Annotated in this window: 12 protein-coding genes; 5 read left to right on the plus strand and 7 right to left on the minus strand. The window is 37.8% G+C overall.

Annotation, left to right across the window (positions count from 1 at the left end; genetic code table 11):
• The first annotated feature begins 1 nt into the window (after position 1).
• Complete coding sequence (locus ABXZ36_RS08495; protein ID WP_354615082.1) at positions 2–871, plus strand: nucleoside phosphorylase; 870 nt, start codon at positions 2–4, stop codon at positions 869–871.
• Positions 872–1726 carry a substrate-binding domain-containing protein gene (locus ABXZ36_RS08500; RefSeq protein ID WP_354615083.1) on the plus strand — a complete coding sequence of 285 codons (855 nt, stop codon included), beginning with the start codon at positions 872–874 and terminating at the stop codon, positions 1724–1726.
• A gap of 16 nt (positions 1727–1742) precedes the next feature.
• Here ABXZ36_RS08500 and ABXZ36_RS08505 read toward each other — a convergent pair whose 3' ends face one another.
• Complete coding sequence (locus ABXZ36_RS08505; RefSeq protein ID WP_354615084.1) at positions 1743–2180, minus strand: response regulator; 438 nt, start codon at positions 2178–2180, stop codon at positions 1743–1745.
• A gap of 79 nt (positions 2181–2259) precedes the next feature.
• The gene (ung, locus tag ABXZ36_RS08510; protein ID WP_354615085.1) at positions 2260–2925 is read right to left on the minus strand and encodes a uracil-DNA glycosylase; all 666 of its coding nucleotides are present in this window, start codon (positions 2923–2925) and stop codon (positions 2260–2262) included.
• A 49-nt stretch (positions 2926–2974) separates the two neighbouring features.
• Between ung and ABXZ36_RS08515 the strand changes: the two genes are divergently transcribed.
• Together ABXZ36_RS08515 and ABXZ36_RS08520 are read left to right on the plus strand one after the other, a co-directional pair.
• Positions 2975–5146 carry an endonuclease MutS2 gene (locus ABXZ36_RS08515; RefSeq protein WP_354615086.1) on the plus strand — a complete coding sequence of 724 codons (2172 nt, stop codon included), beginning with the start codon at positions 2975–2977 and terminating at the stop codon, positions 5144–5146.
• Between the two features lie 3 nt (positions 5147–5149).
• Positions 5150–5557 carry a thiol-disulfide oxidoreductase DCC family protein gene (locus tag ABXZ36_RS08520; RefSeq protein WP_354615087.1) on the plus strand — a complete coding sequence of 136 codons (408 nt, stop codon included), beginning with the start codon at positions 5150–5152 and terminating at the stop codon, positions 5555–5557.
• A gap of 29 nt (positions 5558–5586) precedes the next feature.
• Here the strand turns inward: ABXZ36_RS08520 and ABXZ36_RS08525 are convergent, their stop codons facing one another.
• From ABXZ36_RS08525 to aroC, 4 genes are all read right to left on the minus strand, one after another.
• Positions 5587–6756 carry a peptidase MATCAP family protein gene (locus ABXZ36_RS08525; RefSeq protein ID WP_354615088.1) on the minus strand — a complete coding sequence of 390 codons (1170 nt, stop codon included), beginning with the start codon at positions 6754–6756 and terminating at the stop codon, positions 5587–5589.
• Between the two features lie 57 nt (positions 6757–6813).
• Positions 6814–8121, minus strand: coding sequence for a dicarboxylate/amino acid:cation symporter (locus ABXZ36_RS08530; RefSeq protein ID WP_354615089.1), 1308 nt, complete (start codon positions 8119–8121; stop codon positions 6814–6816).
• A 120-nt stretch (positions 8122–8241) separates the two neighbouring features.
• Positions 8242–9558 carry a dicarboxylate/amino acid:cation symporter gene (locus ABXZ36_RS08535; protein WP_354615090.1) on the minus strand — a complete coding sequence of 439 codons (1317 nt, stop codon included), beginning with the start codon at positions 9556–9558 and terminating at the stop codon, positions 8242–8244.
• A 61-nt stretch (positions 9559–9619) separates the two neighbouring features.
• On the minus strand, positions 9620–10684 hold the full coding sequence (aroC, locus tag ABXZ36_RS08540) for a chorismate synthase (protein WP_354615091.1): 1065 nt from the start codon (positions 10682–10684) through the stop codon (positions 9620–9622).
• Between the two features lie 186 nt (positions 10685–10870).
• Between aroC and ABXZ36_RS08545 the strand changes: the two genes are divergently transcribed.
• Positions 10871–11710 carry a UDP-2,3-diacylglucosamine diphosphatase gene (locus tag ABXZ36_RS08545; protein WP_354615092.1) on the plus strand — a complete coding sequence of 280 codons (840 nt, stop codon included), beginning with the start codon at positions 10871–10873 and terminating at the stop codon, positions 11708–11710.
• Positions 11711–11718: 8 nt separating this feature from the next.
• On the opposite strand, the gene ABXZ36_RS08550 is transcribed toward ABXZ36_RS08545, so the two are convergent.
• A complete protein-coding gene (locus tag ABXZ36_RS08550; RefSeq protein WP_354615093.1) occupies positions 11719–14631 on the minus strand; it encodes an FAD-binding and (Fe-S)-binding domain-containing protein in 2913 nt (970 codons plus the stop codon).
• Positions 14632–14690: the final 59 nt, after the last annotated feature.

Raw genomic sequence — 14690 nt, forward strand, 5'->3', positions numbered from 1 at the left:
CATGCAACTTAGTCCATCTGAATTTATCTTAAATACTGACAATAGCATTTATCACCTTAACTTATTACCAGAAGATATTGCCCAAACCGTCATTACCGTTGGTGATCCCGATCGGGTTCCTGAGGTGTCTAAATATTTTGACCATATCGAAATCAAAAAAGGTAAGCGGGAATTTCATACCCATACTGGTACCCTAAATGGAAAACGGATTACCGTCCTATCTACAGGGATTGGCACAGATAACATAGATATTGTCCTAAATGAATTGGATGCACTGGTAAATATCGATTTTTCTACCAGAAAAATAAAATCAAAGCTGACCACGTTGGACATAATTAGAATTGGCACCTCAGGGGCCATCCATGCCGATATTCCTATTGATTCTTTTTTAATGAGCGAATATGCTATTGGCTTCGATAGCTTATTGCAGTTTTACAATAGTCTCCATGTGCAGCACCCGGAGATACAAGAGGCTTTTATGGCACATACTGGTTGGTATAACCATAAATCTACCCCCTATGTAGTTTCCTATGATAAAACTCTAGGTTCTAAGCTGATGTCTAATAACATACTTTTAGGTTTTACAGCGACCAATGTAGGTTTTTATGGCCCACAGGGTAGGAAGCTGCGATTAGAAACTCAGGACAATGATTTAAATGGTAAACTGGCAGCATTTAGATATAACGACCTTAAAATAACCAATTTGGAAATGGAAACCTCCGGAATTTATGGATTGGCAAAACTTTTGGGGCATCGTGCAGTTTCCATGAATTGTATTTTGGCAAATAGAAGCACAGGACAATTTTCCAAGGACCCTAAAGCATCTACAGAAAAGCTAATACAGCATACCCTAGAAAAGATTACGAAATAGATGAAGCAAGTTAAAATCATTGGTGTTCCCGAACATTTTAATTTTCCATGGCAAATGGCCATAGAAGAGGGTGCTTTTGAGGAAAGAGGAATAGACCTTCAATGGTCCAATATCCCAGAGGGGACTGGTAAAATGTGCCAAATGCTGCAGGATGGTGAAACAGATCTTGCTATTATTCTTACAGAAGGTATTGTAAAGAGTATTGTAGAAGGTAATCCCGTAAAAATTATACAAATATATATAGAATCACCCTTGCTTTGGGGTATTCACGTTGGAGCAAAAAGCAAGTACACAAAAATTGAAGATTTGGAAAATACCAAGGTGGCCATTAGCAGATATGGCAGCGGTAGTCATCTAATGGCCTATGTAAACGCCAAAAATAACCAATGGAATACCAAAACTTTAGATTTTGAAGTCATTAACAACCTAGAAGGAGCGGTAACCTCCTTGACCGATGGAACTGCAGATTATTTCATGTGGGAACACTTTACCACGAAACCCTTGGTCGACAATGAAACCTTTAGAAGATTGGGCGATTGCCCAACCCCTTGGCCTTGTTTTGTGATTGCAGCAACAGACCATTTTATAACTACACAAAAAAGTACTTTGGGACATATCCTAGAGGTAATAAACCTGTATACAGAAGAATTCAAAAACATACCTAGTATAGATAGGAATCTATCTAATTCGTATGAGCAACAATTAGAGGACATAAAAGAGTGGCTAGCCATTACAGAATGGAGTCAGTCTCAATTGGATGATAAAACCCTATCAGGAGTGCAAGCGCAATTAATGGCATTAGGGTTAATTAAAAATCAAGTGCCAAAAGAGGTTATTCTGCACTTAGCAAAATAGCCTTTCAACCAACATACTAGTTTTGTTTTTCCATGAAGTGCTTCTCTACTATTTCTAATAGTTTTTCATCTGAGAGTGGCTTTTGTACAAATTCCTTGATCATAGGATTGTCACTGGCCTTTATGATATCGCGTTCATCCTCACTCATAGTTGTCACTACGATAGTGATATTATTTTTGATTTCTTTGGAATAGCGATGCGTATATGCGTCCAAGAATTCCCATCCGTCCATAACAGGCATTTTTATATCCAATATCAACAAGCATGGGACGAAGGATTGTTGTCCATTCAGACTAATACTCATCTCATCCAATAGATCTAGTGCGTCCTTTCCATCAGAGGCAGAATAAACATCTACCTCTAACGGCAAGTTGCGTATAAAAACTTTATTAATGAAAGTCGCAGCAGGATCATCATCAACAAGTAAAACTGATTTAATTGAAAATTGAGTCACGAAAATCTTGTAAGAAGATACTCTCTAAGATAACTAATTACCGAAGAATGGAAAAGTATTTTTTTGAATATTCGATAAATCACCATGCAATACGCTCTTTTTTTGTGCTAACAAGAAGTTCATTACACTTACTAAAATGCGAGTTGCCAAACCAATATCCCCTATTTGCGCTCAATGGCGATGGATGGCCCGACACAAGCACAGTGTGCTTTGTGCTGTCTATTAGTTTTATCTTTTTTTTGGCAAACCCGCCCCAAAGTAAAAAAACGAGACCTTCCCGTTCTTCAGATATTTTTTGAATAACTCTATCCGTAAAGGTTTCCCACCCTTTTTTTTGATGGCTTCCAGCGTGATTAGCACGAACTGTTAATGTGGCATTTAACAGAAGTACACCTTGTTTTGCCCAGGTGTCTAGGTTGCCGCTGATTGGGTAAGGCTTCCCTAAATCCGATTCCATTTCTTTGAATATATTCGATAATGAGGGTGGGTGGCTTGTACCTTCTGGAACTGAAAAACATAATCCATGGGCCTGATTTGGTCCATGATAAGGGTCCTGTCCTATGATGACCACTTTGGTTTCTTGAAAGGGGCAAAGATCAAAAGCAGCAAAAATATCTTGACTCTTGGGATAACATATGAAGCTTTCATATTCTTGACCTATAAATAAAAGTAAATCAGAAAAATAGGACTTGTTAAACTCTTCGTAAAGCTGTTCTCTCCAACTAGGATGTATATTGATGTTCATATAAAAAAGGCCTACTTTTGTAGAGCCAAATTTAGGGCTTTACATTGCTATGGACAACATTCAACAAAAAACACTACAAGATTTAGAATTTTTTACCGTTTTAGACCAGCTATCTTTACGCTGCAATACAGAGTTAGGTAAGGAAAAAATTTTGACGGTTGTTCCTTTAAATAGCAAGGAAAGTATTTTAAATAGTTTGGGACAGACCTCCGAATATTTGTCTTCTTATACAAATGACAATAGGGTTCCCAACCACGGTTTCGATGCTATACACCAAGAATTGAAACTCTTGAAAATTGAGAATACTAGTCTTGAAATCACTGGTTTCCGAAAAATTGGGAATATCTGCATTACAGTTACTACCCATCTAAAATTCTTTAAAAAATTTAAAGATTACTATCCATTATTGTATGGGGCTTCAGACACTATTGAGCTAAATTCGGAAATACCTACCCAAATCGACATGGTCATTGACCGTTTTGGAGAAATAAAGGACAATGCCTCAGATGATCTAAGGACCATTAGACAAGAAATTAATTTTGTCAAAGGAAAAATAAATCAAAGTTTCGGTTCTGCCTTAAATACGTATAATGCCTCTGAATTTTTAGATGAAATACGGGAATCCGTTGTAGAAAATCGAAGGGTTCTCGCCGTAAAAGCCATGTACCGTAAGAAGGTGAAAGGGGCAGTAATGGGCTCCTCAAAAACTGGAAGTATTGTTTACATAGAACCAGAGGCTACTTTAAAATATAGTAGGGAACTTAACAATCTAGAATTTGATGAAACTGAGGAAATAAAAAAAATCTTAAAATATTTAACGGATCATATCAGAACTTATGCTCCCTTACTACGCATTTACCAAGAGTATTTAACCGATATGGACATTACGGCTTCCAAGGCTAAATATGCCATGGAAATGAATGCTGTAATGCCTGAAATTAGTACAGATAAAAAAATGTACCTAAGGGATGCCTTTCATCCGTTATTGTATTTGAGCAATAAGCGAAAGAACGAGAAGACGTATCCACAAACCATTTCACTTTATCCTGAAAATAGGATTATTGTAATCTCGGGACCCAATGCCGGGGGGAAAAGCATCACCTTAAAAACTATTGGCTTACTTCAGCTAATGGTACAAAGCGGAATGCTCATTCCGGTTCACGAGCGGAGTACCATATGTCTATTCGATAAAATATTGACAGATATTGGGGATAATCAATCCATTGAGAATCATTTGAGTACTTATAGTTACCGTCTTAAAAACATGAACAGCTTCTTGAGAAAATGTAACGAAAGCACTCTATTTTTAATTGACGAATTTGGAACAGGAAGTGATCCAGAATTGGGCGGAGCACTTGCTGAAACCTTCTTAGAAGTATTTTACGAACGCGGAGCCTATGGGGTAATTACCACCCATTATTCCAACCTTAAAATGTTGGCCAACGAACTCCCAGAAATGACCAATGCCAACATGTTGTTCGATTCCAGTACTCTAGAGCCTACCTACCAATTAGTTTTGGGGCAGGCGGGAAGTTCCTTCACCTTTGAGGTGGCACAAAAAAATGGCATTCCTTACAGCTTAATCAACAGGTCTAAGAAGAAAATAGAACGTGGAAAGGTTCGTTTTGATGCCACCATTGCTAAACTTCAAAAAGAAAGAAGCAAAATGGAAAAAACGGGCAGCCAATTAAAGGAAGAGGAATCAAAAGCAAGAGAAGAAGCTAAACGTTTGGAGGACCTTAATTCCAAGATAAAAACCAAGTTAGAAAATTATCAGGAGCTTTATGATCACAACCAAAGGATGATTTATTTGGGAAACAAACTCAATGATGCCGCAGGGAAATATTTTCAGGATAAAAAGAAAAGGCCCTTGGTCTCAGAGTTGTTACGTATAGTGGAAACTGAAAATAGCAAGCGTAAAAAGAAGAGCGTAAAGGAGGTTAAAAAGGAAAAAGAGAAGAAGGTTGAAGTGGCTCAAGAACTTGAGCAAAAAATTGTTCAGGTAAGGGAAGAGAAAAAGAAAGAAAAAATTAAGGCTGTTGTAAAAGAAAAAAACAAACCAAGACCTATATTCAATATTGGTGACCGAGTTCGTTTACAAGATGGGAAGGCCGTTGGCAGTATCCATAGCCTTGAAAAAAATAAGGCTGTGGTCAATTATGGGGTTTTTACTACCAATGTAAGTGTAGAACAGCTGGAATTAGTGGAGGCAAAAAGATAACCTATGGAAGAAACTAAAAAAATTATTCTTTTTGATGGGGTTTGTAATCTCTGCAATGGAGCCATTCAATTTATTATAAAACAGGATAAAAGTGACAACTTTAGATATGCCCCGCTCCAAAGTAATATTGGAAGGAAATTTCTTCAAGAACGTAATATAGATAACGCAATAATAGATAGTATCATACTCATAGAGCCAGGTGTAGCATATTACACCAAATCAGCTGCCGCTTTAAAGATTGGTCAGGATTTTGGTGGTGCTTGGAAACTATTACAGATTTTAGAATGGATTCCTGAATCTATTAGCAATTTCATTTATGACCTTATTGCAAAAAATAGGTATAATTGGTTTGGAAAAAAAGAGGCTTGTATGATTCCCACCCCTGAACTAAAAGCTAAATTTTTAGAATAAGAAGTTTTAAGTCTGAAGATTAGCAGATTCTATTTTAAATTATTCAGAATAAAATCCAGTGTTTTATTGGTATTTCTATTCTCCAAAAAAGCAACATTTTTATGAGTGATGTTTTGGGCAAGTCCCTGATCGAACAGATGCTGAATTCCTTGTTCGTATTCCATGTTCACCTTGCCTGTCAATAAGGGATCCATTGTAACTCCCTTTTTATAACGCTTATATATTTTACGTAGGCCACTTAAATACAAACGGTCCTTGGTAAATCCACCTCCCCTGTGTGCCCGCATGGTAATGGTAAAAGCATCGTTCTTATTTAATTTATATTGGTTATGAATCATATCAAAGGTATCTGAAAAGCTAGAACCTTTTATTAAACTATCAGATGCCAATACCCTGTAAGACAATTCTTTAAGTCTTTTTAAAGTTAAGGCCCCACTCATGTATTCACTGAAGACGGCAAGTCCTTCTTGCGTTTCCACATTTTTGGGAAATCCGTTAGAAAAAATCTTAAGGGGCTGATCCATTCCATTGAAGGTGGTGACCAAATGAACCCCAATTTCGTGATTAGCCAAGGTCAATAATTTATTCTTAGAAAATTTAGCATTTTTTTTGATGACCAAGGACTGAGTGCTATTGCTCACCATGGCATCAGCGGCAAGACTAGTAGATAATCTTATATTTAAAGGAAAGTCATATTGCTCTACAAACTTCTCAAAATATGTCTTTGCCTCCTCTGCCGAGTACACCTTTTCCATTTCAATGGGAATAGGTTCATCTTCAAAATGAAGGATATATCTAGCATTCTGAACATCTTTCTCCGTAGGGGTGCCAAATACCCTCAAAGAATTATAGTAGAACTTCTTACCTTCACCAATGGTCTCTATACATTGGATCATATTGGAATAGTAATAGATTATTTCTTGGTACATCTCCCTGATCTCTTCATCTTCAATACGCTCCAAACGTTGGGAATAGAACAACCGATGCAGCTTGTAGGGATCAAACTTTATCTTAGAATACTTAAAAAGAGGATCTTCGGTATATTTAGAGGCAAAAAAACGCTGTTTCTCCTTTTCAATATTCAAAGGATTTAGATAACTGAGCAGTTCTATCTTTTTTACCAAACGGTCTAAATTGATATCTATCTCAAATAAATCGGCATACATATGTTCAATATCTACCAAGGCACTATTCTTCATAAGCTACATTTACATCAACAAATTTGGTCGCAATTTAGTCATTTGAGGACCAATGGGCTAGACGTATATCCTTTTTGCTTTCTTGAAATCGATCTTACCAACAGATTTGGCTACAATTATACTTACCATGGCATCTCCAGTAACGTTGATTACCGTTCTACACATATCTAAGGGTCGATCTACAGCAAATATAAGCGCTAAACCAATAGCCAATTTATCGGAAGGAAAACCTATGGATTCCAAAACAATAACCAACATCACCATTCCAGCTCCAGGTACAGCTGCGGAACCAATAGAAGCTAGCAAAGCCGTTAGCACAATCATAAGCTGATCTGTAAGTTCTAAATGAAATCCAAGGGCTTGAGAGATAAAAACCGCCGCAACTCCTTGATATAAGCTGGTGCCGTCCATATTGACCGTTGCTCCTACGGGAAGCACAAAGCTAGATACTTCTTTATCCACACCAATTTCCTCTTCTACTATCTTCATGTTCACTGGCAATACAGCAGCGCTGCTGCTGGTTGAAAATGCCAAAAGTTGAGCCGGACTCATTTTTTTTAGAAACCAGAGGGGATTGATCCTAGTTGTTAGTAATATTACTACGCAATAAAAAACAATCATAATCATAAGGCCCAAAACTACCACGCCAGCGTATTTTAATAGGGCATATAAAAGATCTGGATCGCCGGAGCTGACCACCACATTGGCCAACAGAGCAAAAACAGCGATTGGAGCTGTAAGCATAATTAGATCCACCATTTTTAAAACGGCATCATTTAGGGAATCAAAAAGACTTTTTAAAGGTTTAGCCCGTTCTTCCCCTATTAAAAGCAAGGAGATCCCTAAAAAAACCGTAAAAAATATCACCTGAAGCATGAGTTTATTATTACTCATGGCCGAAAAAATATTATCAGGAACCATATCTACCAAAAACTGTAAGGGCCCAGTTTCTTTCTGTAAAGACGCCTCTTCTATTTTCGCTTGGAGACCACTATTGTTCGCATAGGTAGAGGTAAGCCTTTCAATGGTTTCACTAGAGATACCATTTCCAGGTTTAAAAATATTCACCAAAACCAAACCAATAGTTATTGCCATAACAGTGGTCAAAATAAAAATGACCATAGTTCGTAGTCCAATATTCCTGAATTTGGAAATATCCTTTAAGTCTGAAATCCCTTTTATTAAGGATGCCAAAATTAAAGGGACCGCAATAAGCTTCAATAAATTAATAAATATCACTCCAAGTGGGTTGATCCAGTTTTCGACAAACCACTTGCCTCCGGATACTTGTAGCATTAAAAATCCAAATAGCAACCCTATCAACATTCCGATTAGGATTTGCCAATGCAAAGCAACTTTTTTCATAATTTCAAATAAGAACGCGCTAATGTATTAGAACTAACGATTGAAATTACAAAGGCATATGAAAATATTTTAGGGCCCTAATTAGGCCCTAAAACTATACATCCAAAGATCTACTAAAATCTAAATTATTTTCTTTCCCTTCTTGTAATTATCATCCCAATCCTTCACCTTAGGCTCTCCCAATTTACCCACAGATTTAGCTACTACCATGGAAACGGTTGCATCTCCGGTTACATTAACTACAGTCCTGCACATATCTAAGGGACGATCTACAGCAAAAATTAGAGCAAGACCGGCTTCAGGAATACCAGCTTGTGCTAGTACAATCACCAACATTACCATTCCAGCACCTGGCACAGCAGCACTCCCAATAGATGCCAAAGTTGCCGTAACAATAATTCCCAATTGGGCAGATAAACTAAGATCCATACCAAAGGCCTGAGCTATAAAAACAGCTGCCACTGCTTGATACAGACTAGTACCATCCATATTAATGGTTGCTCCTATAGGCAAGACAAAGCTGGTGACTTCTTCCTCTACCCCCAAATGCTCTTCTACGCGCTCCATAGTAACAGGAAGCGTTGCAGCACTAGAACTTGTTGAAAATGCCAATAATTGGGCAGGCGAGATAGCTTTTAAAAAGAATGCTGGTGTTGTTTTAGTAACGATCCAAACAATTAATAAATAGACACATATCATTAAAGTCAAGCCAATCAAAACGGACAAAGCATACCAACCCAACGCCTTGAATAAATCCAAACTTGGAGACTCTACCACTAAAGCAGCCAAAAGGGCAAATACCCCAAATGGTGCAGCCAGCATAATCAAATCGATCAACTTGAGAATCACTTCATTGAAACCATCAAAAAATTTCTTTACTGGGGATGCTTGTTCTTCTGGTATTAGGATAAGTCCTACCCCGAACAGGATGGCAAAAAATATCACCTGGAGCATATTGCCATTGTCACTGGCCGCTTGGAAAATATTCTCGGGCACCAAATCTTCCAGCGCCTTTAATGGTCCGGCATCTCTTTGCTTAGCTGCCTCCGCTATTTTAGTATCTGCATCACCTTTATAATTTTCAACAAGTTCATTTCTTGTTTCTTCGGATATGGAAGAACCTGGTTTAATTATGTTCACAACCCCAAGTCCAATGGTAACTGCCATTACAGTGGTTAGGACATAAATTCCTATGGTCCTACCCCCCATTTTTGATAATTTGGAAATATCCTTTAAATCGGAGACCCCTTTAATTAGGGAGCCTAAGATTAGCGGAACTGCAATTAATTTTAAGGAGTTGATAAATATATTACCGAATGGCTTTATCCAATCCGAAACAAATTTTGGTCCCCATTCTAATTTAACCATTAAAAAGGCAAATACTACCCCTAAAAACATTCCAATAAGAATTCGCCAATGCAATTCCAGCTTCCTCATAAATTTTAAACTTAGGGGAGTAAGATACTATTTTGTTCCTAAAAGCCGAAAAAAAGGAAAATTATAATTTGATGGTCCTGTTTAATAAAGTGTAATCTGCCAAAACCAAAGCGGTCATGGCCTCCACTATAGGTACGGCCCTTGGAACAACACAGGGGTCATGACGACCTTTGCCTTGGGTGGCTACCATGTTACCTTCCTTATCAATGGTCTCATAGCCTTGGATCACCGTTGCCACTGGCTTAAAGGCAATATTGAAATAAATATCCATGCCATTGCTAATTCCGCCCTGAACACCTCCACTATGATTTGTTTTGGTAGTTCCATCTGGATTGAATTGATCATTATGAGCACTACCCTTCATTTTTACACCTTCAAAACCACTTCCATATTCAAATCCTTTTACAGCATTTATGGAGAGCATTGCCTTGCCTAGTTCGGCATGGAGCTTATCAAAGGCCGGTTCCCCCAAACCAATAGGTACATTTTGTACCACACAGGTTATAATGCCTCCTATCGTATCCCCTTCCTTTCTAATTTCCTTGATGTAGTTTTCCATTTTCAAAGCCATTTCAGGATCGGGACAGCGTACAGCATTGGACTCAATAAGTGAAAAATCTAAATCCTTATAACTAGTAGTCAGAGAAAGGTTCCCAACTTGGGAAACATAGGCGTTTATTTTAATGTCTTTAAGAAATTGTTTCGCTATGGCACCAGCTACTACCCTACTGGCAGTTTCCCTTGCAGAGCTCCTGCCACCACCTCTATAGTCCCTAAATCCATATTTTTGGTCGTAAACATAATCTGCATGGGAGGGCCTATATGAATCCTTAATGTGGGAATAGTCATGGGATTTTTGATTGGTATTATGAATGGCAAAACCTATAGGTGTACCCGTTGTTTTTCCTTCGAATATTCCAGAATAAAATTCCACGGAATCTGGTTCCTTCCGTTGGGTAACGATAGCAGACTGTCCAGGTTTACGCCTATCCAAATCAGACTGTATAGCCTCTAAGTCCAAATTGATTCCTGCTGGACATCCATCCAAAACGCCACCAATGGCAACGCCGTGCGATTCACCAAAGGTCATTACTTTAAAAAGGGTTCCGAATGTGTTGCCTGCCATGTGCCTATGTTTCTCTCAAAGGTAAATCTTAAATCAGAAATACAAAAATGAAGTAGGACCTTAATCTCCATAATTGCCTCAATTAACACGAATTAAACTAAACTTAACGTTAGGCATAACAATTGTTGACCTCTTGGTAATTTTAAGTTTATACTAAAAGGTTTTTTTTGTGTAAAATTTCAACTAGTGAAAAAAAGAAAAATAGAAGTTTCTGTAATATCTGATGTTCATCTTGGAACCTATGGTAGTCATGCAGATGAACTTATAGCTTATTTAAACAGCATCCAACCAAAGATTTTAATTTTGAACGGGGATATTATCGATATTTGGCAATTTAGCAAACGGTATTTTCCAACCTCTCACTTAAAGGTATTGAAAAAGATCTTAGGCATGGCGGCCAATGGTGTGGAAGTATATTACATTACTGGAAACCATGACGAGATGCTACGGAAATTTGCAGAAACCACTTTGGGAAACATTCATATTGTCAATAAATTGGCATTGGAACTCGACGGAAAAAAGGCTTGGTTTTTTCATGGTGATGTTTTTGATGTTTCCATTCAAAAGGCCAAATGGCTTGCTAAATTGGGAGGCTATGGCTATAGTTTACTTATTCTCTTGAACAATGGGATCAATTGGGTAAATACCAAGATGAAGAAGGAAAAATTCTCCCTTTCTAAAAAGATTAAAAACAATGTAAAAGGAGCCATAAAATTTATAAGCGACTTTGAAAAAACCGCTGCAGAACTAGCTATAGATAATGAATTTGACTACGTAGTGTGCGGACATATACATCAACCGAAAAAAACATATTTTGAAAACAAAAAAGGAAACTGTATTTATCTAAATTCAGGAGATTGGGTGGAAAATTTAACGGCTTTGGAATACAACTTTAAAAGATGGAAAATCTATCATTACAAGCATGATAAATTATCACCATTTTTTGCAGATGAAGACATAAAAAAAATGAACCTTCAAGAATTAATATCCTCTGCAATACAAAAAACCAATCCACCATCGGCATAAAAAGTAATTTAGTTTACCAACGCGCCTTTTAATATAGTTATGGGATGTAATGCTGTCCTCTTGGTGCCATCATAAATCTGGTGCCTACAACTGGTACCATTGGCAGCAATGATCACATCCTCATTAGACTTCCTTACTGCTGGAAAGAGTTTTAATTCCCCGATCTGCATACTAACTGCATAGTGTTCCTTTTCATAACCAAAGGATCCTGCCATACCACAGCAGCCAGAACTAATGATGGACACCGTATAATTCTCCGGAAGATTTAAGATATCAAAGGTTACCTTTTGGTTAGACAGTGCCTTTTGATGGCAATGGTTATGGATTTTAACGGTCCTTGACTCCTTGGTAAACTGAGCAGATGTTAGCACCCCTTTCTGAATTTCCATAGCTAGAAATTCCTCTATAAGAAAGGAATTTGCGCCTATGGCGTCCACGGTTTTTTTATCGCCCCCAAACCTCTTGTATTCATCCCTAAAAGTAAGAATAGCGGAAGGCTCCAAACCTAAAACTGGAACACCTCTGTCAGCAAAAACCTTCAAATTTTCAATATTGGCCAAAGCTAATTTTTTTGCTTGTTTTAAGAATCCTTTGGAAATATATGTACGACCACTTTCCCCAAAAAACAATTCTACGTCATACCCCAATAAAATTAGCACTTCAATAGCATCACTCCCTAATTCCGTATCTAAATAGTTCGTAAATTCATCGATATACAGAACTACTTTAGATTTTGATGGAGAAATCTCTTTTTTAATATGTTGCAAGTATTTATTAAAATCAAAACTTGAAACTTTTGGTAAACTTCTTTCTTTGGCTACTCCTGCTGTTTTCTTAATAAATGAACTCAAAATTTTAGATTCATATACAGCGTTGGTCAACCCGGCCATCTTACTCCCCAATTTGTTCAACTGGGTATTGTAGGCAAACAATTTGCCCCTTAATGGATATCCGTTTGTTTCTTGATATTGATATAAAAATTCTGTTTTTAAGGTGGCTATATCCACGTTACTTGGGCATTCACTAGAGCACGCCTTGCAACTGAGACATAGGTCAAAAACCTCTTTAAGCTCTTCACTATCAAAATGATTAGACGCACCGGGATTGGTGAGAAACTCTCTTAAAGCATTGGCGCGACCCCTAGTGGTGTCTTTTTCATTTTTAGTGGCATGGTAACTAGGACACATGGCCCCTGCAACATGGTGGGTCTTCCTGCAATCACCGCTACCGTTACATTTTTCTACTGCCTTTAGTATACCCTCACTATCAGAAAAATCGAGCAAGGTTTTAATCTCAGGTTCTTTCCTGTCTATTTCATAGCGCAATGACTCGTCCATGGGATAAGCATCTACAATTTTTCCAGGATTAAATATCCCTTTGGGATCGAAGTAGGATTTTATACGTTTTAATAATTGATAGTTATTCATACCAATCATTATTGGAATAAATTCTGCCCTCACAATACCATCTCCATGTTCTCCACTAAAGGAACCTTTATATTTTTTAGTCAGCTTGGCCACATCCGTGGTGATAGCCCTGAACAATGACACGTCTTCAGATTTCTTAAGGTTTAGAATAGGTCTTAAATGTAGTTCTCCGGCTCCTGCATGTGCATAATAAACAGCATTCTGTTTATACCCCTTCATAATTTGGGAAAATTCTCCTATGAAGTTCTTCAAATCCTCCAAAGCCACAGCCGTATCCTCTATACAAGCCACCGCTTTACGGTCGCCGACCATGTTACCCAAAAGCCCTAATCCTGCCTTTCTTAATTCTGCGGCTTTGTTGGTATCCCCTCCTCTAAGAATTGCATTGGAATAACTCAAACCAGACAGTTCAATTGTGGCCAATAACTTGGAAACTTGTGCGTCCAAATCTTCCTCAGTATCAGATCGAAGTTCTAGCATCAAAACCCCAGCAGGATCACCTTCAATGAAGAATCTATTAGCCAATTGTGCCCTATTACTTTTGGTGCAGTCCAGAATTACTTTATCCATCATTTCACAGGAATGAAGATTGTGTCCCATAACCGGAACCACGTCCTTTAAACAATCCTCCAAGGTGCGATAATGTGTTATTACCATAGCAGCTATTTTTGGTGGCAAAACATCCAATTCCAAAGTTATTTCTGTGGTAAATGCCAAAGTACCTTCACTACCACTTAAAAGTTTACATAGATTGATATCTTCATCTGCATCGGTAAATACATTACTTTTTAGGATTTCATCAACGGCATATCCAGTATTTCTTCTATGAATTGAAGGTTTTGGGAACTCTTCCAATATTTCTTTTTGTATAGCACTATCGCTTAGCTCTCTAAATAGATTACTATAAACGGAACCCTCCAAACTGTCTAATGTCATTTTCTTGGTAAAATTCTCTCTAGAGATAGCACTGAATTCGGCATTGGAGCCATCTGCCAAAATAGTCTTCATAGAAACCACCTTGTCTCTAGTGACTCCTTGTTGTATGGATGTTGTCCCTGAGGAGTTATTGCCTACCATACCTCCTATCATACACCTATTGGAAGTGGAAGTATTGGGACCGAAGAACAAGCCGTAAGGCGCTAGGAAAAGGTTCAATTCGTCTCTAATTACCCCTGGTTCAACAGTGACTTGTCTTTTCGCTTCGTCTAAATGTAGAATATTTGTGAAATTTTTGGATACGTCTACCACTATTCCATCACCAACACATTGTCCAGCTAAAGATGTTCCTGCAGTTCTTGGAATAATTCCAATCCTGTGCTGATCGGCAAAATGGATGACCTTTCTAATATCCTCTACAGTCTTTGGAAATATAACGGCCAGGGGTATTTTCCTGTATACTGAGGCATCCGTAGAATAAAGCGCAGTTGTTAGTGTGTCCCATTGCATTTCCCCCTCTAAAGTGCTTTTTAGTTTTAAGAGCAAATTATTATCCACTTCGGTAAAATTTTAGCGCTAAATTAAGTTTTTATTAACTTAGCCATGTTAATATTGCT

Origin of the sequence: Sediminicola arcticus (assembly GCF_040566695.1) — a bacterium.
GTDB lineage: Bacteria > Bacteroidota > Bacteroidia > Flavobacteriales > Flavobacteriaceae > Sediminicola > Sediminicola arcticus.

Excerpts from the sequence above, each read along its gene's own strand:
- ung (WP_354615085.1), bottom strand. The coding sequence starts at position 2,925 with ATGAACATCAATATACATCCTAGTTGGAGAGAACAGCTTTACGAAGAG.
- ABXZ36_RS08495 (WP_354615082.1), top strand. The coding sequence starts at position 2 with ATGCAACTTAGTCCATCTGAATTTATCTTAAATACTGACAATAGCATT.
- ABXZ36_RS08515 (WP_354615086.1), top strand. The coding sequence starts at position 2,975 with ATGGACAACATTCAACAAAAAACACTACAAGATTTAGAATTTTTTACC.
- ABXZ36_RS08530 (WP_354615089.1), bottom strand. The coding sequence starts at position 8,121 with ATGAAAAAAGTTGCTTTGCATTGGCAAATCCTAATCGGAATGTTGATA.
- ABXZ36_RS08535 (WP_354615090.1), bottom strand. The coding sequence starts at position 9,558 with ATGAGGAAGCTGGAATTGCATTGGCGAATTCTTATTGGAATGTTTTTA.
- ABXZ36_RS08525 (WP_354615088.1), bottom strand. The coding sequence starts at position 6,756 with ATGAAGAATAGTGCCTTGGTAGATATTGAACATATGTATGCCGATTTA.
- aroC (WP_354615091.1), bottom strand. The coding sequence starts at position 10,684 with ATGGCAGGCAACACATTCGGAACCCTTTTTAAAGTAATGACCTTTGGT.
- ABXZ36_RS08500 (WP_354615083.1), top strand. The coding sequence starts at position 872 with ATGAAGCAAGTTAAAATCATTGGTGTTCCCGAACATTTTAATTTTCCA.
- ABXZ36_RS08520 (WP_354615087.1), top strand. The coding sequence starts at position 5,150 with ATGGAAGAAACTAAAAAAATTATTCTTTTTGATGGGGTTTGTAATCTC.